This window comes from Methylomonas sp. BG-2 (assembly GCF_057766305.1).
Genome location: NZ_JBYMAP010000060.1, coordinates 1 through 20,351 on the forward strand (window position 1 = coordinate 1; position 20,351 = coordinate 20,351).

General features: G+C 58.9%; 16 protein-coding genes and 3 tRNA genes. 12 read left to right on the forward strand and 7 right to left on the reverse strand.

Annotation, left to right across the window (positions count from 1 at the left end; all coding sequences use genetic code 11):
• The 3 genes from AC3B8H_RS07830 to AC3B8H_RS07840 form a co-directional block, all read left to right on the forward strand.
• A partial coding sequence (locus tag AC3B8H_RS07830; protein WP_488441042.1) for a cytochrome-c peroxidase occupies positions 1-994 on the forward strand: 994 nt, incomplete at its 5' end.
• Complete coding sequence (locus tag AC3B8H_RS07835) at positions 991-3,066, forward strand: DAHL domain-containing protein (protein ID WP_488441043.1); 2,076 nt, start codon at positions 991-993, stop codon at positions 3,064-3,066. The genes AC3B8H_RS07830 and AC3B8H_RS07835, both read left to right, overlap by 4 nt.
• Positions 3,056-4,480, forward strand: a complete 1,425-nt coding sequence (locus AC3B8H_RS07840; RefSeq protein WP_488441044.1) for a sigma-54-dependent transcriptional regulator — start codon at positions 3,056-3,058, stop codon at positions 4,478-4,480. Before AC3B8H_RS07835 ends, AC3B8H_RS07840 begins: the two co-directional genes overlap by 11 nt.
• Positions 4,481-4,579: 99 nt before the next feature.
• On the opposite strand, the gene AC3B8H_RS07845 is transcribed toward AC3B8H_RS07840, so the two are convergent.
• The gene (locus AC3B8H_RS07845) at positions 4,580-5,767 is read right to left on the reverse strand and encodes an OmpA family protein (RefSeq protein ID WP_488441045.1); all 1,188 of its coding nucleotides are present in this window, start codon (positions 5,765-5,767) and stop codon (positions 4,580-4,582) included.
• 161 nt (positions 5,768-5,928) lie between these two features.
• On the opposite strand from AC3B8H_RS07845, the gene AC3B8H_RS07850 reads away from it, so the two are divergent.
• From AC3B8H_RS07850 to AC3B8H_RS07870, 5 genes are all read left to right on the forward strand, one after another.
• Positions 5,929-6,372, forward strand: coding sequence for a tetratricopeptide repeat protein (locus tag AC3B8H_RS07850; RefSeq protein WP_488441046.1), 444 nt, complete (start codon positions 5,929-5,931; stop codon positions 6,370-6,372).
• Positions 6,373-6,378: 6 nt separating this feature from the next.
• Entirely contained in the window at positions 6,379-7,782 is a 1,404-nt protein-coding gene (gene gltX / locus AC3B8H_RS07855) for a glutamate--tRNA ligase (protein ID WP_488441047.1), read from the forward strand.
• A 44-nt stretch (positions 7,783-7,826) separates the two neighbouring features.
• Positions 7,827-7,902 (forward strand) — tRNA-Ala (locus AC3B8H_RS07860).
• Positions 7,903-7,920: 18 nt separating this feature from the next.
• A tRNA-Glu gene (locus AC3B8H_RS07865) sits at positions 7,921-7,996 on the forward strand.
• A gap of 60 nt (positions 7,997-8,056) precedes the next feature.
• Positions 8,057-8,132 (forward strand) — tRNA-Glu (locus AC3B8H_RS07870).
• Positions 8,133-8,335: 203 nt separating this feature from the next.
• On the opposite strand, the gene AC3B8H_RS07875 is transcribed toward AC3B8H_RS07870, so the two are convergent.
• From AC3B8H_RS07875 to gshA, 3 genes are read right to left on the reverse strand one after another with little or no spacing between them, the layout of a single operon-like run.
• Complete coding sequence (locus AC3B8H_RS07875; RefSeq protein ID WP_488441048.1) at positions 8,336-10,294, reverse strand: acyltransferase family protein; 1,959 nt, start codon at positions 10,292-10,294, stop codon at positions 8,336-8,338.
• Between the two features lie 47 nt (positions 10,295-10,341).
• Entirely contained in the window at positions 10,342-11,070 is a 729-nt protein-coding gene (locus AC3B8H_RS07880; RefSeq protein ID WP_488441049.1) for a phosphoadenylyl-sulfate reductase, read from the reverse strand.
• 4 nt (positions 11,071-11,074) lie between these two features.
• Positions 11,075-12,661 (reverse strand): glutamate--cysteine ligase, encoded by a 1,587-nt coding sequence (gene gshA, locus AC3B8H_RS07885; RefSeq protein ID WP_488441050.1) that lies wholly within the window; start codon positions 12,659-12,661, stop codon positions 11,075-11,077.
• A gap of 199 nt (positions 12,662-12,860) precedes the next feature.
• Between gshA and recQ the strand changes: the two genes are divergently transcribed.
• Positions 12,861-15,035 carry a DNA helicase RecQ gene (gene recQ / locus AC3B8H_RS07890; protein ID WP_488441051.1) on the forward strand — a complete coding sequence of 725 codons (2,175 nt, stop codon included), beginning with the start codon at positions 12,861-12,863 and terminating at the stop codon, positions 15,033-15,035.
• Here recQ and AC3B8H_RS07895 read toward each other — a convergent pair.
• The 3 genes from AC3B8H_RS07895 to AC3B8H_RS07905 are packed head-to-tail and all read right to left on the reverse strand — an operon-like array spanning position 15,023 to position 16,205.
• Entirely contained in the window at positions 15,023-15,466 is a 444-nt protein-coding gene (locus tag AC3B8H_RS07895) for a DUF1249 domain-containing protein (protein ID WP_488441052.1), read from the reverse strand. The genes recQ and AC3B8H_RS07895 overlap by 13 nt on opposite strands.
• A 1-nt stretch (position 15,467) precedes the next feature.
• Positions 15,468-15,872 (reverse strand): 6-pyruvoyl trahydropterin synthase family protein, encoded by a 405-nt coding sequence (locus AC3B8H_RS07900; protein WP_488441053.1) that lies wholly within the window; start codon positions 15,870-15,872, stop codon positions 15,468-15,470.
• A gap of 33 nt (positions 15,873-15,905) precedes the next feature.
• Positions 15,906-16,205 carry a PilZ domain-containing protein gene (locus tag AC3B8H_RS07905; RefSeq protein ID WP_168030551.1) on the reverse strand — a complete coding sequence of 100 codons (300 nt, stop codon included), beginning with the start codon at positions 16,203-16,205 and terminating at the stop codon, positions 15,906-15,908.
• A 238-nt stretch (positions 16,206-16,443) separates the two neighbouring features.
• Here AC3B8H_RS07905 and AC3B8H_RS07910 point away from each other — a divergent pair, with 238 nt between their 5' ends.
• From AC3B8H_RS07910 to AC3B8H_RS07920, 3 genes are all read left to right on the forward strand, one after another.
• Positions 16,444-17,457: a tryptophan--tRNA ligase gene (locus tag AC3B8H_RS07910; RefSeq protein ID WP_488441054.1), complete on the forward strand. Its 1,014-nt coding sequence runs from the start codon at positions 16,444-16,446 to the stop codon at positions 17,455-17,457.
• Between the two features lie 41 nt (positions 17,458-17,498).
• Positions 17,499-18,254 carry a YdcF family protein gene (locus AC3B8H_RS07915; protein ID WP_488441055.1) on the forward strand — a complete coding sequence of 252 codons (756 nt, stop codon included), beginning with the start codon at positions 17,499-17,501 and terminating at the stop codon, positions 18,252-18,254.
• Positions 18,255-18,326: 72 nt separating this feature from the next.
• Complete coding sequence (locus AC3B8H_RS07920; protein ID WP_488441056.1) at positions 18,327-20,141, forward strand: ABC transporter ATP-binding protein; 1,815 nt, start codon at positions 18,327-18,329, stop codon at positions 20,139-20,141.
• Positions 20,142-20,351: the final 210 nt, after the last annotated feature.

Sequence of the window (20,351 nt, forward strand, 5' to 3'; positions counted from 1 at the left end):
CGGGACGGCAATCGTGAACCGGAAACGTGATCGGGGCATGTTGGCGATCGGCTGCTTCAGTCTTGCCTGCGCCGGCCAGGCCTGGTCGGCAGCGCCGCCGACCTGGGAGCCGCTACCGACCACGGTCGGCGGCGATCCGAGCCGTATTGCGTTGGGGCAGCGTTTGTTTCACGAACCCAAGCTGTCCGAGCAAGCTAACCGCTCCTGCGCCAGTTGCCATCCGCTCGAACGGGGCGGCATGGACGGCAAGGCCCGCGCCGCATCGACGGATGGCGAGGCGGTGTTGCGCAATACGCCCAGTTTGTTCAACGTCGGCTTCAATTACTTTTTCAATTGGGACGGCGTCGTGACGACGCTGGAAGCGCATACCGAGAAAGTGATGTTGAACCCGAACGTCATGAACGCCAAATGGCCACAGGTGATCGCGCGCTTGGCCGGCGATGCCGATTATGTCGCGGCTTTTGCCAGGGCTTATCCGGATGGCTTGACGCCGGCCAACGTCGTCGATGCCGTGGCCAGTTTCGAGCGCAGTCTGGTGACGCCGAACGCCCGTTTCGATCGCTTTTTGCGCGGCGAGAGCACGGCGTTGAACGCCGACGAGCAACAGGGTTATCGTTTGTTTAACGATCTGGGGTGCGTGGCCTGTCATCAAGGCATCAATCTGGGCGGGAATTTGTTTCAAAAATTCGGCGTGTTCGGCTCGCCGCCCAGCGAGGCCGATCTTATCGACGCCGGCCGCTATCTGGTCACCGGCAATCCCCGAGACCGCGGCGTGTTTCGAGTGCCCAGTCTGCGCAACGTTGCCGCCACGGCACCGTATTTCCACGATGGCCGCGCCGCCGACCTGGAGACTGCGGTCAGTACCATGGCCAAATACCAGCTCGGCAAGCCTTTGGCCGAGCGACAGCGCGATTTGCTGGTCAAGTTTTTACGGAGCTTGACCGGCGAATATCGCGGGCAAGCCGTGCTGGCCGAGCCGCCGGCCAAGCCATGATCGGCTTTTCCGGAAAACCCAGGCTAATCGTCGCCGTGTTGGTCGGAGCGATTACCTATCTTTGGATACAGAGCGCCAACCCGGAACTGGAACGGCGGGATCGGTTGCAGGCGATGCTTAGGCTCATCGAATTGCGCGATGCCGAATTGATGCGCGACATATTGCTGGCCAGGGCCGGGCAGTTGGCCAATTACGACACATTGACCCGCACCGGCCAGGCCTTGCTGAGCTTGTCGCAAACTCTGCGCGACGAGCTGGCGGCCTCCGCAAGTCCGGCGATGGCGCGGATGAGCGATTTGGCGGGCGGTTTGTCCGCCACGATACAGGATCGGTTGACGCGGATCGAGTATCTGAAATCGGACAATGCCTTGTTGCGCAATTCGGTGATGTCCTTCAACGAGATCGGCCGAGATCTGCAGCTGAGCGCCAAGCCGGCTGATAGCGCCGGATTGGCCGCGTTATGGCGGCTGACGGCCGGCTTTTTGGAAAATGCCGGGCCGGAGGCGGCGCGGGAGCTCGAGCGGGAGTTGGAGCGCTTATCGCGGCTGAAGTCCGGGCTCGACGATTATCAGGTGTTGATCGCCCACGGCCGACTGATTGTCGAAGTTTTGCCCGAGGTCGACGCCGCATTGCAATACCTGATCGGCCAACCCGTGTCGAGCCGGATCGACGCGTTGCAACAAGCCTTGCGCCTTTACGGCGACAACGCCGAACGCCGGGCCGAACGCTTCCGCTTGGCGCTGTATCTGGTGGCGGTATTACTGGCGGCCTATCTGTTGTATCAATTTGCGTTGTTAAGGTCGCATACCCTGGCGTTGCGGCGGGCTCACGCCAATCTGAAGCAGGAAATCGGCGAACGCTTGCAGGCGGAGTCCTGGTTGCGGGAAAGCGAAGCCCGCTTGCGGGCCATCACCGATTCGGCGCATGAAGCGATCGTTTCCGTGGATGTCGGCGGCAATCTGATTTCCTGGAACCGGGGCGCGGCGCTGATGTTCGGGATGGCCGCCGAAGAGGCTCTCGGTACCTCGATCCAAGGTTTTTGGAATGGCGCGCTGACGGCGATACAGGCGCAATTACAGGCGGACGCCGCCCCATCCGACCGCCCGGCCGGGCCGGTCCGCGAAGCGCTGGGTTCGCGGCGGGACGGCACCGAGTTTCCGATCGAAGTCTCGCTGTCCGCTTGGAACCGAGGCGAGGAACGCTACCTGACCGCGATTATTCGCGATATCGGCGCGCGCAAGCAATTGGAGGCGGTGGCCAGACAGCAGGAACTGCAGTTGATACAAGCCAATAAAATGACCGCGTTGGGGACCTTGGTGTCCGGTGTCGCGCACGAAATCAACAATCCCAACCAGCTGATTTTGTTGAACGCCGGTTTATTGGCCGATATTTGGAGCGATGCTTTGGAGGTTTTGGACGATCGCTACCGGGCCGGCGGCGAGTTCCGGCTGGCCGGTTTAACGTATACCGAGTTGCGCGGCAGCGCCGGCGTATTGATAGACGACATCGCGGACGGCGCCAAGCGCATCGAGCGCATCGTCGCCGACTTGAAGCATTATGCCCGTCCGCAAACCGAACAGGCCGGAGCGGCATTTTCGCTGAACGAGGCGGTCGAACGCGCGGTTCGTTTGGTCAAGCACTTGATCGTTCGCAAAACTCGCCAGTTCGAGCTTCGCTTGGAGCCGGCGCTACCGGCCTTGCACGGCGACTCGCGGCAAGTGGAACAAGTTATCGTTAACCTACTGATCAACGGCCTGGACGCCCTCACCGACACCGGCCAAACGCTGAGCGTGGCCACTCGGCGGCTGGACGACGGGCGCGAGGTCTGCGTGGAGGTCAGGGATCAGGGTCGTGGAATTCCCGCCGAGCATATTCAGCGGTTATGCGACCCGTTTTTTACCACCAAGCAAGCCAGCGGCGGTACCGGTTTGGGGCTGGCGATCAGCGCGTCGCTGATGCGGGCCCACGGAGGCCGCTTGAGTTTTTCATCAGAGCCGGGGCGGGGCACCCTGGCTCAAGCGATTTTTCCGGTCAACTTCAAACCATTGCCGGCGGCCGAACATGCGGACTAAGGACTTAAAGCCGTTACCGATTTTACTGGTCGATGACGAATCCCAAATCCTGCACAGCGCCAGTCTGGCGTTGCGCGGCGCCGGCTACGCCGAGGTTTTGACGCTGGACGACAGCCGGGCGGTGATGCCCTTGCTGGCCGAACGGCGGATTGGGGTTGTCGTACTGGATTTAACGATGCCGCACGTCTCCGGATTGGCCTTGCTGGAGTCGATTGCCGCCGACTATCCGGACATCGCGGTCATTGTGATGACCGCGACCAACGATTTGCCGACCGCGGTGGAATGCATGCGTAACGGCGCCAGCGACTATTTGGTGAAACCGGTCGAGCGGAATTGTTTGGTAGCGGCGGTGCGCCGAGCCGTCGAAGCGCGGCTGCTGCGTGCCGAATTGCTGTCGTTGAAGGACTGCCTGCTGTCCAACCAGCCGCACCAGCCGGGGCGCTTCGAGGAAATCGTCACCCAAAGTCCGGCGATGTTTGCGATTTTTCGTTACATCGAAGCGGTCGCCGCATCGCCGCAACCGGTGCTGATCAGCGGCGAAACCGGCACCGGCAAGGAATTGATCGCCCGCGCCCTGCATCGTCAGTCCGGCCGGCCCGGCGAATTGGTGGCGGTGAATGTCGCCGGCTTGGACGACAACTTGTTTGCCGATACCTTGTTCGGTCACGCCAAGGGTTCGTTTACCGGCGCGGATCGCGCGCGGGACGGTCTGATCGCCAGTACCGGCGACGGCACGCTGTTTTTGGATGAAATCGGCGACTTGAGCATGGCCTCGCAAGTCAAATTGTTACGCTTGCTGCAGGATGGCTCTTACTATCCGATTGGTGCAGACCGGCCGCGCCAGAGTCGGGCGCGCATCGTGGTTGCCACTCATTGCGACGTCAAGCGTCAAGCCGAGCTGGGCGGATTTCGGAAGGATTTGTACTTTCGGCTGCGCACCCATCATATTCAATTGCCGCCGCTCCGCGAACGCCGCGAGGACTTGCCGCAACTGGCGCTGCATTTTGTCGAAAAAGCGGCGGCCAGCCTGGGTAGGCCGGTGCCGAACGTGCCGCCGGCACTGTTTCAGTGGTTGGACAATTACCCCTTTCCGGGCAATATCCGCGAGTTGGAAGGCTTGGTGTTCGATGCGGTCGCTCGCGGCCAGGGTTCGGTGCTGTCCTTGCAAAGCATAAAGCAGGCGATTGCCGGCGAAGCCTTCGGCGATCGGGAACCCGAGACGACCAGGGGTTCCTCCGCGCCGGCCGCCGAATTTCCGGAGCGCTTGCCGACGTTGAAGGAAGCCGAGGAAGCCTTGATCGGCGAGGCCTTGCGCCGTGCGCAGGGGAATCAGGGCGTGGCCGCCGGCTTGCTGGGCATCAGCCGGCAAGCCTTGAATAAGCGTTTGCTTCGGCGCGACGCCGAGTCTAGCTGACGGGCCGGTTTGGGTTGGCGAAGGCGAGGGTCGGCGGCGGCCGGGACAAAAAAAGGGAGGCCTAGGCCTCCCTCGTTTCATTCGGCCGGAAGGCGCGAATTAACGGTCGGTGCGTTTGTAAACGACGCGGCGGTTGTAGGCGCGGCCTTCGTCGGTTTCGTTGGTATCGACCGGTTGCGATTCGCCGAAGCCTTCCGCCGTCAGACGTTTACCGTCGACGCCTTGCTTGATCAGTTCGTTTCTGACCGCATTGGCGCGGCGTTGCGACAGTTTTTCGTTATAGGCGTCGCTGCCGTAGCTGTCGGTATGGCCTTGAATTTCCACGGTCAGACCGGGATTCAGTTTCATCACTTCGACCGCGTTTTGGATCAGCGGATGGTATTTGGATTTGATGTCGGACTTGTCGAAGTCGAACAATACGCCGCGGAACGCCCAGCAACCGTCTTTATCGACGATCGCGCCTTTCGGGGTGTCGGGGCATTTGTCGGCACAGTTGTTGACGCCGTCCTTATCGTCGTCCTGTTTCGAGCAGTCGGCGACGGCGGGCGGATTGCCGGCTTTCAGAAATACGTTTTTAACGAACTCGCTCATGCCTTTCGGCGAGCTGATCGCGTCGGCCGTGGTCGAAAAGCCGCAGCCTGAAGCGTCGGCAATTTGTTGCAGCACGGCTTGGCCGGCGGCGTCTTCGTCGTTGCCGACCCACACCGTGTAGATGCACAAGCGGTCGCCGTATTGGGCTTTCAGCGCTTCGGCGGCCGGCGCGGGCGAGGATTCCTCGATACCGTCGCTCAGTACGATCAGCGCCAGATTGCCGGTGCCGGCGGCCAGATCTTGGTGGGTCGCTTCCAACGCGGTCGCCAATGGGGTGCCGCCGCTGGAACAGGTCAACGAACTTAGCGAGCTTTCGAAACCGGCGGGCGTATAGCCTTGCATGGCCTGGTTCAGCTTGGTGGCGCTCCAATCCAGGCAGGGGCCGAAACCGAAGCTACGTAAGCCGGAAGTCAGTGGAATGCTGGGGATGGACTTGTTGAATTTGTTGAGCAGGTTTTTCTCGACATCCAATTTCGTGCCGCTATATTCGGTCGAATTGACGAAGGTACGGCTCATCGACGACGACGAATCGTTGACGACCAGGAAGCTATTGGTTTTTTGAACCAATTTTCCGGATTTGACCAAGGCATTCAGGTCTTCGGGTTGGAATGCTTGAAAGTTGTTGCTGGACTGCGTCGCGCAACCGGACAAAATAGCGCCCGCCAAGCCGGCCGTAACGAGTAAGGTTTTTTTCATGGTGGAAGTCTCCTGTTGTTATTCTTGGTAGCGGCAAGGCCTGGATGGGATGCCTTGGAGGCTTTAGTCTAACATCAATCCCTTATTTTTTTGTAGCGCGTTCACCTGGATGCGGGGCCATGAAATAATGTGGGTTTGCGAGTGGCCTCTTGGGGGGAATGATGGGCAGATTGATTGGGTTATGTTTGATGTTGCTGCAACTGTCGCCAGCTTGGGCGGACAGCGTGCAACAAGCCGCCGAACAAGGTAGTCCGCAAGCGCAAGCCAAGCTGGCTGCTTTGTATTTGTTGGGCCGGGACGGTTACGAGAAGAACGAGAAACTGGCCGCCGAATGGATGGAGAAGGCGGCCAAGCAGGGCATCGTCGATGCCCAAGTCGTGATGGGCGCGCTTTATGATCGTGGTCTGGGCGTCGCTGGCGATACCGATAAGGCGACCCAGTGGTACGAGAAAGCCGCCGCGCAGGGCCACGCGACTTCGCTGGCGATCCTGGGGCGTAACGACGCGGCCAAGGGCAGCGTCCAATTCAATTACCAAGCGATGCGCCTGAATGCGGCGCGATCGATACCGACCGAATACGCTAAGAAATTTTTAACCAATAAATAAGTAACGATGAGCATAAGAACCCGATTTGCCCCGAGCCCGACCGGATACTTGCACGTGGGCGGTGCCCGGACCGCGCTGTTTTCCTGGTTATACGCCCGCAAGCACGGCGGCAAGTTTATCCTGCGGATCGAGGACACCGATCTGGAGCGCTCCAGCCAGGAATCGGTCAACGCGATTCTGGAAGGCATGACTTGGCTGGGGCTGGAGTACGACGAAGGCCCGTTTTACCAAACCCACCGTTTCGATCGTTACAAGGAAGTCATTCAGCAATTGCTGGACCAGGGCGACGCCTATTATTGCTATTGCAGCCGCGAGGAACTGGATGCTTTGCGCGAACAACAAATGGCCGACAAGGAAAAACCGCGCTATAACGGCAAATGCCGGGACAGCGCCGATCAGCCGGAACGCGAAAGAGTGGTGCGGTTCCGCAATCCGGATCATGGCGAGGTGGTCATCGAGGATTTGGTCAAGGGCCGGATTGTGGTTGCCAACAAGGAATTGGACGATTTGATTATCGCCCGTTCCGACGGCACGCCCACCTACAATCTGACCGTGGTCGTCGACGACATGGACATGGGTGTGACCCATGTGATTCGCGGCGACGACCACGTCAACAATACACCTCGGCAGATCAATATCTTGAAGGCGCTCGGCGCAACCTTGCCGGTCTACGCGCACGTGCCGATGATTTTGGGTTCCGATGGCGCGCGCTTGTCGAAACGCCACGGCGCGGTCAGCGTGATGCAATACCGCAACGACGGTTATCTGCCGGAAGCCTTGTTGAATTATCTGGTGCGGCTGGGTTGGTCGCACGGCGATCAGGAGTTGTTTTCGATCGACGAGATGATTGCCTTGTTCGAGCTGGAGAAGGTCAATGTCTCGGCGTCGACCTTCAACACCGAGAAGTTGGTTTGGTTGAACCATCAATACATCATGAGCAGCGACCCGGCCCATGTCGCCCGCCATCTGGCTTGGCACATGGGCGAGCGGGGTATCGACCCGGTGACCGGCCCGGCCTTGATCGATGTCGTCAAGTTGCAACGTGAGCGTTGTAAAACCTTGGTACAGATGGCCGACGAGAGTATGTATTTCTATCGGGACTTCGAGGCTTACGACGACAAAGCGGTCAAAAAGAATTTCAAGGCCGGCGTCGAGGATGTGTTGCAAGCAGTGTGGTCGGGTTTCGACGCGTTGGCGGATTGGTCGGCCGAACCCTTGCATCAAGTGGTGCTGGATACCGCCGAAAAGCTGCAAATGAATCTGGGCAAGGTCGCTCAGCCTTTGCGCGTCGCGGTTTGCGGCGGCGCGGTATCGCCGGCCATCGACGCGACGCTGGCCTTGCTGGGTCGCGAAAAAACCTTGGATCGGATAGCGCGCGCGATCAAATTTATCGAAGATCACGAAAATTGATAGACAGCGATTTTTAAGTCTGTATAATAGTCGGAATCAGCTACGGGGCCATAGCTCAGCTGGGAGAGCGCTTGCATGGCATGCAAGAGGTCAGGAGTTCGATCCTCCTTGGCTCCACCAGTAGTTGATTTCGTCTTAGTCCCCATCGTCTAGTGGCCTAGGACACCGCCCTTTCACGGCGGTAACCGGGGTTCGAACCCCCGTGGGGACGCCAACACACTCTTGATGTGTTGTTCGAAAAGAAAATCTAAAATCCGCAGTAAAAATGTTCTTGGTCCCCATCGTCTAGTGGCCTAGGACACCGCCCTTTCACGGCGGTAACCGGGGTTCGAACCCCCGTGGGGACGCCAATTCCGTAGAATCCCGCTAGTATCCACAGTAACTGATTCACCCAAGCTTGGGTTTGTCGGTCGGTCTTTCCTGACGCCCATCGTAGGACGTTCCTCTTTTTCGAAATATTTTGGCAACCGACAGACATTCGCGGCCTACGGCTTGCGCCGGAGTACCCGTCAGGTTTTGAGCCGGTTATTCCAAGCTGGCTGAAATGGGTACGCTATGGTTTTGGAGCTTCCAATTTGGATAGGCCCAATTGCGGCACCGCCCATTCGGAACCGGCCGTGGACAGATGGCCGCCGTCTTTATAAATGGACCTACCGTCAGGCAACAGCGTCCGACAATATCCTTCCTTGCAAAAAATATCGTCGAAGCGCAGCAGGGTACTCCGGCTGCGTTGTTGGATTTCGGTCAAACTGTCGATAATGCCGCGTTGATAGATTTGGTGTTCCTCGACGTCGAAATTGCAGTCGCCGCGGCCGAGGATCAGCAAGCCGTTGTGCCGGTGTTGCCAACATTCGCCGATGTCGAATCCGGGTTTGGGAGGCGGGGCGATTAATACCGGAATTTTCCCGCTAGAGGTCAGTCTGGCGAGCGTGGTCAGCATTTGCGCTACCGCGAGCGCGCGATTGCCGATGATTTTTTTGTCTTGATAAAATTGCGTCAGTTCGCCTTCGTCGAAATAGCCGGAGTAGGGTGAGCTCATGATCACGTAACGGATCGACGGACTGGACTCAATAAAGCGGATGGCTTTTTCGTTGAATGCCAGGCAGCGTTTGGCCCAGGTTTCATCGTAATTCTTGTCCAACGAAGCCACGCCCAGGATGGGCGCGCATGCCGCCATCGTTATCTGAATCATTGATTCGGCTATCGGTTTTTCCTTTTTCAAGCCGGGTATCAGATGCATCGTGTAACTATCGCCCCATAACGCGTAAACCGGTTGCGCGGCGGAACTGCATTGATCGGGATGATCGAACACCAAAGTGCCGGCGGAGCAAGCTTGCTTCAAGCCCCAATTCGGTGTCGGCGGGCTTGGGTCGGCGGCCGGGTGATTCCAGGAACGGAATAACTCGGCCGACAGCGGAGTGAAAACCACCATTAACGATGCGGCGGCCAGCCATTTAAAGGTTTTATTTCGATTGACTTGCCAGCCGTAGCGAAAGCGCTGTTCCACGTATTCGTATTGCAAATAAGCCAGCACCAGCGCGGCGAGCAGCAGCAGGTATTTAACGTATAAGGGCACCGCGCCGAGATAGGCGGTTCTAGCCAACGCAAATAACGGCCAATGCACCAGGTAGAGTGAATACGACCAGTCGCCCAGTTTTTCGACCGAACGCGTGAGCGCGTTTTGCGCTAGCCAGTCGCTATTGCCGGCGATCAGCAGCGCCGTGGCCATCACCACCAGCAGCGCATCGATACGCGGATGAAGGCTATCGATGGGCGCCGCGCATAAATAGCCGATCAGCAGCAAGGCCGGCAACTTGACAAACTTGGTAACATGCACTGCCGGGGTTTTCAACATGCGCCAGGCCAGCAGCGATCCGGCCAGCATTTCCCAGGCGCGGGTGGGGAGCAGGTAGAAGGCGGCGGTTGGCGAGTCGAGCTCGGGCAAGCGCCAATAACTGAAACGAAAACTGACGAAAACCAAGCACAGGCTTAGGCTGAGCAAGGTGGCGACGGCCAGTGCCGCAAAGCGCCAGCGGGGCCGGATCAAATAAAGCATCAGCGGAATGCACAAGTAATATTGCTCTTCGACCGACAGCGACCAAGTATGTAACAGCGGCTTGCTTTCCGCCGCGGTTTCGAAATAGCCGGACTGGAACGGCAGCACGATATTGGCGGTGAAGGTGACGGTACCTATCAGTTGCTTGACGAAATCGTCCCACTGATCCGTGCCAAGCACGATGGCGCCGAGCAGGCTGGTAAAAATCAACGTGCAATAGGCGGCGGGCAACAGCCTTTTGGCGCGTCTGGCGTAAAAACGCGGGAAAGAAAAATGGTTCGCGGCCAAGTCTCGCAAGATAATCGAGGTGATCAAATAGCCGGAAATCACGAAAAATACGTCCACGCCCAGATAGCCGCCGTTGAGCGGGATGACTTCCGAATGGAAAATCAGAACGGCGAGTATCGCGATGCCGCGCAAAAACTGTATGTCGGGACGCACGGACGAGGTTTTCATGGCAGGGAAAGCTCGAGCAATGATTGTCGGAATCTTGGGAATCGCGCTTATTGAGCGGGTTTGACGTTGCCTCCGTGCAAGCCGCATTCCTTCTTGGTCGCTTCTTCCCACCACCAGCGGCCGGCGCGTTCGTGTTGATTGGGCAAAACCGGCCGGGTACAGGGCTCGCAGCCGATGCTGATGTAGCCGTGTTGGTGCAAATCGTTGAACGGCACCTGATAGGCTTCGATGTAATCCCAAACCTGCGCCGATGACCAATTCAGCAGCGGGTTGAATTTAATCAACTGTTTGCCGGGCCCGGAAAAGCCGCTGTCCAATTGCACTTCCGGCAGGTCCCCACGAGTGTCCACGCTTTGATCCTTGCGTTGGCCGGTGATCCAGGCGTCCAGCGCTGCCAATTTGCGTTTCAGGGGTTCAACCTTGCGGATACCGCAGCATTGTTGGTGGCCCTCGTCGTAAAAACTGAACAAGCCTTTTTCCTTGACGAAGGCTTCCAGGCTGACGTAATCGGGGCTGAGAACTTCGATCGCGATGCCGTAATGCTTGCGAACCCGGTCGATAAAACGGTAAGTCTCGGGATGCAGCCGGCCGGTATCCAGCGAAAACACCTGGATGTCTTTTCTGATTTGCAGGGCCAGATCGATCAGCACCACATCCTCTGCGCCGCTGAACGAAATGGCAATGTTGTCGAAATGCGCGAGCGCGGCTTTCAAAATAGTGCGTGGATTCTTGCCTTGCAGTTCGGATTGAGCTGTGGTGAGGTCGAATGCGGTCATCGGTTTAGTTCTGGGCGAAATAACGGGATAAATAATCGTCGAAGTCCAGCGTGTCGGCGGCTTCGATGTCGCTTTGCTTCTGTAGCGAGGCGGCGGCCATCGCCTCGAACTGCTGTTGGGTGGCGTCGTCCAGCGGCTCGGCATTGAAATAATGCTTGTGCAATGCCGAGGTGTTGCTGGCGAAGCAGCCGAACTCCTGGCCGTTTTCGCGCATGCAGGCCAGAATCCGCGCCGACGGCGTCAAGGCCGGATTGTCGACCACCGCCAATTGCTGTTGCAAGGCCAATTGATACGGTCGATCCAGGCTGCCGCGGTCCAGCACCGCGCAGATCGGTTGCATCGCGTAGAGAATATCGTGGGCCCATCGCTGCAAGGTCAGGGTTTGGCCGTTACGGTTCAGCTCCAGGCCGGGGCGGCGGCCCTGATTGGCTACCAACAACTGGTTGCTGTTGTTGACCTGAAACTCGTCCGGGCCTTGCGGCGGACTGTCTTGGAGCAGACAGTACAGCAAAAATGCTTCGACGAAGCGGGCCGTGCTTTCGTCGATGCCGATCGGATTCAGCAGATTCAAATCCAGCGAGCGCATTTCCACGTACAGCACCCCGCGCCGCTTCAGCGCCAGCGTCGGTTTTTCGCCGGATTTGGCGATTTGCTTGGGCCGCATCGTGCTGTAAAACTCGTTCTCGATTTGCAGGATGTTGGCGTTGAGCTGTTGATACTCGCCGTTTACCTTGACGCCGATTATTTCGTAGTCGGGGTAGGGCGTGCTGATCGCCGCCGTCAGGCTGTCCACGTAACCGTCCAGCGAGTTGTAATCGATCTTCAAGCCCGCCTGATTTTTGCTCTTATAACCGATGTCGCTCATTCGCAGCGAGGTGGCGTAGGGATGAAACAGCGTGTGTTCGTCGAATTCCTTGAATTGCTCCATCAATTGCGGGCGGCTTTTGAAGAAGGTTTTGCAGATGGCCGGCGAGGCGCCGAACAGGTATAAAATCAGCCAACCCTGGCGGTGGAAATTGCGGATCAGCCCGAAGTAGGCCTTGGAAATGAATTCCTCGAGCGTGGCGCCATTGCCGTTATAGTGGTACAGCGCCGGCCACAAGGCTTCCGGAACCGAATAATTGAAATGGATGCCGGCAATCGCCTGCATCGTGCGCCCGTAGCGGTGCCACAAACCCTTGCGGTATACATGCTTCATTTTGCCGATGTTGGAACGGCCGTATTCGGCGATCGGGATACTCAAATCGCCGTCGATGCCGCAGGGCATGCTGGTGGCCAACAACATCTCGTCGCCCAGATGCGGGTAGACGAACTGGTGCAACTGGTGCATGTAATGCAGGGTTTGCTTGATGTCGGCGAACGGCGGCGTGATGAACTCCAGCAGCGCTTCGGAGTAGTCGGTGGTCAGGTAAGGGTGGGTCAACGCCGAGCCCAAGGCCTGGGGATGCGGGGTTTGGGCAATCACGCCGTTTTCGGTAATGCGCAGGCTTTCCTTCTCGATGCCTTTCAGGCCTTGTTTCAGTAAATATTGTTGATCGTTGTCGATCAGGTACTTCAGGCGGTCGGGTAACTGGCAGTAGGTGATGTTCATCGAATCAATGATTAAGCGCCGAGGCGTCTCCAGGAAGCCCGGCATTATAAAGGGCGAGGGGCGATTTGTTGAAATCCGCTGATCGTTGACCGGAGCGCGCCGGTTGTCGCCGGCGCTACGTGCCGCGCGGGCTCCGGTGCCAACTATGTTTTAATATGACCATGTGTCCGTTCCGCTCAATGTCTTCCCATATCGATTTATGACCGCCAATCCCGCGCTGGATACGCTGCGCAGCGTGTTCGGCTATGCCAGTTTTCGCGGCCAGCAGCAGGCCATCATCGATAGCGTCGTCGCCGGCCAGGATGCATTGGTATTGATGCCGACCGGCGGCGGCAAGTCGTTGTGTTACCAGGTACCGGCCCTGGTCAGGGACGGCGTCGGCATCGTGATTTCGCCGTTGATCGCGTTGATGCAGGATCAGGTCACCGCCTTGCACCAGCTCGGCGTGCGGGCGGCGTTTTTGAACTCGACGCTGGATCTGGAGCAAGTTCGCGCCACCGAGCAGGCCTTGCTGAGCGGCGAACTGGATTTGCTGTACATCGCGCCGGAACGCTTGTCCAACCCGCGCACCCAGGCCCTATTCGGCCGTTGCCGGATTGCGTTGTTCGCGATCGACGAAGCGCATTGCGTCTCGCAATGGGGTCACGATTTTCGCGCCGATTACCTGCTGCTGTCGGTGTTGCACCAACAGTTTCCGCAAGTGCCGCGCATCGCGCTGACCGCCACCGCGGACGAACGTACCCGCCAGGAAATCATCGTCCGCTTGGGCTTGGAGCAGGCGCGGGTTTTCGTCAGCGGCTTCGACCGACCCAATATTCGCTACCGCATCGTTCAAAAGGATAACGCTCGCCAGCAATTGCTGCATTTCATCCGCACCGAACATTCCGGCGATACCGGCATTGTTTACTGTCTGTCGCGGAAAAAGGTCGAGGAAACCGCTGACTGGTTGAATCAGAAAGGTTTGCGGGCGTTGCCTTACCACGCCGGCCTGGATCACGCGCTCCGCCAAAAAAATCAGCATCAGTTTTTGATGGAGGACGGCCTGATCATCGTCGCGACCATCGCCTTCGGCATGGGCATAGACAAACCCAACGTGCGCTTCGTCGCCCATCTGGATTTACCCAAAAGCGTCGAAGCCTATTACCAGGAAACCGGCCGGGCCGGCCGCGACGGTCTGCCGGCCAATGCCTGGATGGCTTACGGCTTGCAGGACGTGCTGACCTTGCGGCAAATGCTGGCCTCGTCGAACGCCGACGAGGCGCACAAGCGGGTCGAGTATCACAAACTGGATGCGATGCTGGCTTTGTGCGAGACGGTCAGTTGCCGGCGCCATGCCCTGCTCGCTTACTTTGGCGATGTACAGGGATGTACGAGTGTCGCGGGAGGCAGGACGCCGGTAGCGACCGATGGCCCACGATCTGGCTGCGGCAATTGCGACACCTGCCTGGAGCCGGTGGCAACCTGGGACGGCAGCATGGCCGCCCAGCAGGCGCTGTCCTGCATTTACCGCACCGGCCAACGCTTCGGCGCAACTTATTTGATCGACGTGTTGCTCGGCAAGCACGACGAGCGGATACGCAACAACGGCCACGACCGGCAATCGACCTTCGGCATCGGCAAAGCGCTGGACGAGAAAACCTGGCGCTCGGTGTTTCGGCAATTAGTCGCCAAGTCCTTGGTCGAAATCGACTTCGAGGGCCACGGCAGCCTGAAACTAACCGAAGCCTGCCGGCCGGTGCTGCGCGGCGAACAAACCTTGATGCTGCGCAAGGACGCGCAAACCGCGAAGATCGGCCGCGAGCGGGCCGAAAAACGCCAACCCGGCGGCGCGGCCGACAGCGCGCTATGGGAAGCCTTGCGCGCCAAGCGCCGCGAACTGGCCGACGCCCAGGACGTGCCGCCCTACATCATTTTCAACGACGCCACGTTGATGGCGATGGTGGAAAACCGGCCGCGCGATCACCAGCAGTTGGCGCGCATCTCTGGTGTCGGCCAGCGCAAACTGGAATTGTACGGCGACGATTTTCTGGGTGTGCTGGCCGGGTTCGACGACCGCCCGGCCGGCGATACCGTCGCGGAAAGTCTGGCCTTGTTCCGCCTGGGTTACAGCGTAGAGCAAGTGGCCGGCCAGCGCGGTCTGACGGCGGAGACCGTTTACAGCCACATGGCCAAGGCGCTGGAAGCGGGGCTGGTCGAGCTGGACGAGGTGTTGAGTCTGGCGCCGGCCGAAATCGCCGAAATCGAGCAAACCCTATTGGCGCTGCCGGAGGCCCAGCGCAATGCGTTAAAACCGGTGTATGAGCAATTCGGCGGGGTCTACGGCTACGGTGTGCTGCGTTGCGTGCGGGCCGCCTTGCAGCGTCAAACGGCCTGAGGCCTAGAATCGAAGCGGTATTCGGTTTTCAGACAGTGGTCCAGCCACTTTTCCAGAAAGTAATTCAAGCGCCATTTGTAATTCTGAATTTCCAGCAAATGGCCGGGATTGGGAAACACCTGATCGACCGCCGGCCGCTCGTGGTCGCGGATCGCTTCGGCCAGTTTAGCGTCCAGATAAATGCGGATCTTGACCGCCGGCAACATCAGTTCGCTGAGCTGAGCGCCGAAGCAATGGCTGAGTTCTATCGTCAAGGTATAGGGATTGCGTTCCAATACTTCCAGATGCAGCGCCGGCTTGTTGCCGGTGACGCCCACCGCGGTCTTATCGAAGGCGCGCAGATTGGGGATCAGCCGGAACAATTTCTGGTAGTTGGATTCGCACAGCTTTTCCAGACAGAGCGAGGTGTTGACCGGATGCACCAGGCTCATGTCAGTCTTCCCGGTAACAGGCGCAGGCGCTGGCGGTTTCCCACAGTACCACCTGATCGACGTCGAAGCCGCGTTGCTTGACGTATTGGTAAATCATCTTGCTCAGCACTTCGGCGGTCGGATGTTCGTCCAGCGCCAGAAATTGCTCGTTGTGGGCGGTCAGGGCCGGAATCAGCGGATCGTCCTTGTGTAACAGGAAATTGTGGTCCAAGACTTCGTCGATAAAGGTTTCGACGCAGGCCTTGACGTCGGAGAAGTCGCAGACCATGCCCTGTTCGTTCAAACTGTCGCTGCGGATGGAGATGCTGGCCTTGACGCTATGGCCGTGCAGATTGCGGCACTTGCCCGGATGGTTCATCAACCGGTGGCCGTAGCAAAAATAAACTTCTTTGGTGATGACGAACATGGATGGGCTTACTTCCCTGTCGAGGGTGGTGGGTCAATTACCCTTGATGCTTTTGATCGAGGCGGCGATTTCGTAGCTGGCATCGGCTTGCCGGACGCTACGCACCACTTCGATGAAGGCTGTCATCGGCGGGGTGATCGAGGTTTTCGGGATAATGCTGACTTCCATCGCCGCGCCGATATCGAAGGCCCGTTCCGCGATAAACGACACGCCGGCACCGCTCAGGGTCAAGCAACGGCCTACCTTGATCTCGTCGGAATCCGCCGCCCGGTAAGTGATGTCACAGTCCACATCCATCCGGATGTAATCGCGTTTTTCGTCATGAGTCAGCATGGGCCCTCCGCGTGGTTCCAGCAGTGATAGAAAATTAACCGGATTGAGTGTACATAAAAACGGGCGATTCTGCTTGGCAAATAGCCCCGAGCACGAGCGCGCGTCCGGCATTTTTGTCAGGCTTGTGACGAGCCCGACAAGGCGCAGGATAACGGGTCGCCCGGCGTTTTGCGCCTGACGCGGCGGGGCGATTTGTGTAAAATCCCGCCACTTTTCTAGACAGTCTTTAGGCATACGCATGAGCAAATCCATCGTTCTGACCGGCATCACTACTACCGGCACGCCGCATTTGGGCAATTACGCCGGGGCGATCCGTCCGGCCATCAACGCCAGCAAAGACGAGCAGGTCAGGCCGTTTTATTTTCTGGCCGACTATCATGCGCTGATCAAATGCAACGAGCCGGCCAGGGTCAAGCAATCCAGCCTGGAAATCGCCGCCACCTGGCTGGCGCTAGGCCTGGATACCGCCAACGCGGTGTTCTACCGCCAGTCCGACGTGCCGGAAATTCTGGAACTGACCTGGATGCTGACCTGCGTCACCGCCAAGGGTTTGATGAACCGCGCCCACGCTTACAAAGCCGCCGTCGCCGAAAACGAGGAGGCCGAAGGCAACGATCCGGACAAGGGCATCACGATGGGCTTGTTCAGTTATCCGATCCTGATGGCCGCCGATATTTTGATGTTCAATGCCAATAAGGTGCCGGTCGGCAAGGACCAAATCCAGCACATCGAAATGGCCCGCGACATCGCCAGCCGCTTCAACCACATCTACGGCGAGCATTTCGTGTTGCCGGAAGCGGTTTTGGCCGACAATGCCGCGACCTTGCTGGGCCTGGACGGCCGCAAAATGAGCAAAAGCTACAACAACACCATCCCGCTGTTCGAGCCGGAAAAGAAACTGCGTAAGCTGATCAACAAGATCAAGACCAATTCGCTGGAGCCGGGCGAACCTAAGGACACCGAAGGTTGCACGCTGTTCGGCATCTATCAGGCCTTCGCCAATCCGCACGAAGTCGAGGCGATTCGTAAGCGTTATCAGGAAGGCATAGGCTGGGGCGAAATGAAGCAGGTGCTGTTCGAGAAAATCAACGACGAAATCGCGCCGGCTCGCGAACGTTACGAAGCGCTGTTGGAAGCCCCGGAGCATATCGAACAGCAATTGCGGGAAGGCGCCGAAAAAGCCCGGGCCATCAGTCGGCCGTTTATCGAAAGCTTGCGCGAAGCGGTGGGGATTTCCCGCTTGCACGGCTAAGGATTCGGCCGAAAGCGCCGCGTTGACGGACACCGGCGCCGATGTCGTTCATCGCGCTCTATATCGTTAAAGCGCTGTTTTTGCCGCCGATGGTTTTGCTGCTGGCGGCGATACTGGCGCTGGCCGGCAAACGTAAATCCGGAGGACGCGTGGCGCTGATTTGCCTGATCTTGCTGTTGCTGTTGAGTTTGCCGGTGGTCGTCAACCGGCTGGCGCTGGCTTGGGAACGTTTTCCGCCGTTGGCGGAGGATGCTTACGCCCAAACTCAACCCCAAGCGCTGGTGGTGATCGGCGGTGGTTTGCTGTACGGCGAAGCCGAATATCCCGGCGGCGCGACCCTGCATCCGCGCAGTTTGATTCGGGCGCGTTATGCCGCCAAATTGGCGCTGGCCTTGAATCTGCCGGTGTTGGCTTCCGGCGGCGGCAGTCCCGAATTTCCGGAGATCAGCGAAGCCAGCCTGATGGCGGAGCTGCTGGAAAACGAATACGGCGTGCCGCAACCCTGGCGGGAAACCGCTAGCCGCAACACCGCCGAGAACGCCCGCTTCAGCTACGCCCTGTTGCATCAGCTGGGCATAGACAGCATCGTGCTGGTCACGCAGGCCTACCACATGCCGCGCGCCGAGCTGGAATTCCGCAAGGCCGGCTTTCGGGTGGTGCCGGCACCGACCGCCTTCATCGGCCATCCAGGTCCGCCGGGTTGGGCTGATTGGGTCCCGTCGGTTTCGGCCTGGGCGAACGTGTTTCTAATCACCCACGAAGCCGTCGGCATGTTCTGGTACCGCTTGCGCTACTGACCCGCCGAGTGCCGCTAGGGCGGCGGCCTGGGCTTCGCTATAATGGCCCTTGCTTTCTTTCCCGTTTCCGTCATGCCCAAATCCCAAACTCCGGCGGACATACGCCGCTCCGCCGACGCGCCGGCGCTGCCGCGCGGTTTGTTGCGCTTCGTCTTGTTTTGCCTGCGTCCCTATCGCTGGGGGCTGTTGTTGATGCTGATCCTGGAAACCGGACAGGCGGCCGGCAGCATTCTGGTGCCTTACGCGGTCAAGGGTTTGATGGACGCGGTGGCCGCCGCGCCGCCGGGCGGCGATTGGCTGGCGGTGTTTCGCGAACCCTTGCTGCTGCTGGCGGCGCTGAATATCGGTGAAATCGTGTCCAGCCGGGCCAGCGGCGCGGTGCTGATCCTGATCGGCCCGCGCCTGCGCCAAAACACCACCCGAATGCTGTTCGCCTATCTGCAATGCCACGCGCCGCGCTACTTCGCCAACCATTTCGCCGGCGGCTTGGCGCATCGGATCAGCGAAACCGCGATCAGCGTCAACCACACCACCTGGTCCATCATCTGCGATTTCTGGCCGATCGCGGTGACCTTCGCCGTCTCGATTAGTCTGCTGTTTCACGCGCACCAGGAACTGGGCCTCTACGTCGGCGCCTGGGTGGGTTTATACGTGCTGATTTCCTATTGGCTGGCTACCCGCTGCCAGCCTTACGCCCAAAACTACGCGGCGACCCGCAGTCTGGTCAACGGCAAAATCGTCGATGCCGTGACCAACATTCTCAACGCCAAGTTGTTCGCTCGCCTCAGCGCCGAGCGCGAATACCTGGACGGCTATCTGGACACCGAGCTGAAAACCGCCCGCGGCACCTTCTGGTACATGGAGCGGGTGCGCTGGTTTCAATTCACCGCCGCCGCGATCCTGAAGATCGGCACGATAGCTTACGCCTTGCAATTGTGGCGGGACGGCGCGATCGGCGTAGGCGACTTCGCGATGGCCACCGGCCTGGCCTTATTAATCATCAACGACGCCCGCAACCTGAGCCGGCGCTTTCTGGAATTCTTCGAATACGTCGGCAACGTCGCCAACGGCGTCGATACCATCGTGCAAAGCCACGAAATCGTCGATGCGCCGGACGCGCAAGCCTTGCAGATCCATCAAGGGCGTATCGAATTCCGCGAGGTTTGTTTCGGATACGAGCCCGAGCGCCGGGTGTTCGACCGTCTCAACGTCACGATAGAACCGGGCCAGCGGGTCGGCCTGGTCGGCTTCTCCGGCTCCGGCAAATCCACCTTCGTTAACCTGATCCTGCGCAACTTCGAGCCGCAATCCGGGCAAATCCTGATCGACGGCCAGGACATCGGCGCGGTAACCCAGGCCTCATTACACAGCCAGGTGAGCCTGATCCCGCAAGACCCCAGCCTGTTCCACCGCAGCCTGCGCGAAAACATCGGCTACGGCCGGCCGGACGCCGACAGCGCCGCCATCGCCGCCGCCGCCCGTTTGGCCCACGCCGACGGTTTCATCGACGCGATGCCGGAAGGTTACGAGTCGTTGGTCGGCGAGCGCGGCGTCAAACTCTCCGGCGGCCAGCGCCAACGCATCGCCATCGCCAGGGTGATGCTGAAGGATGCGCCGATCCTGATTTTGGACGAAGCCACCTCCAGCCTGGACTCGGTCACCGAAAAAACCATTCAGGACAATCTGGAGCGGGTGATGGGCCGCAAAACCGTGATCGCCATCGCCCACCGCCTGTCCACGATCGCCCACCTGGACCGCATCCTGGTATTCGACCAGGGCCGTATCGTCGAGGACGGTAGCCACCAAGACCTGTTGGACCAACAGGGCTTTTACCACCGCTTGTGGACGATGCAGGCCGGCGGGTTTTTGCCGGAGGAAGTGGTTTAGCGTGTTACACGGCGGTTGGTCAAAAAATCAGCCAAAATCGAAGTGGTTTGAGCGGCTGATGGCTAGCGGTTGTGGTCTGTGGTTTGGAATGATTTAATGCCGGCCATCGGACGATTTCGAGTCAGTATTTTTGTTCAACGTTGATATATGGAAGGGAAAATCCAATGCCGACCAAATAGTGATCTCGCAAACGAATCTTGGTTTGGTGAT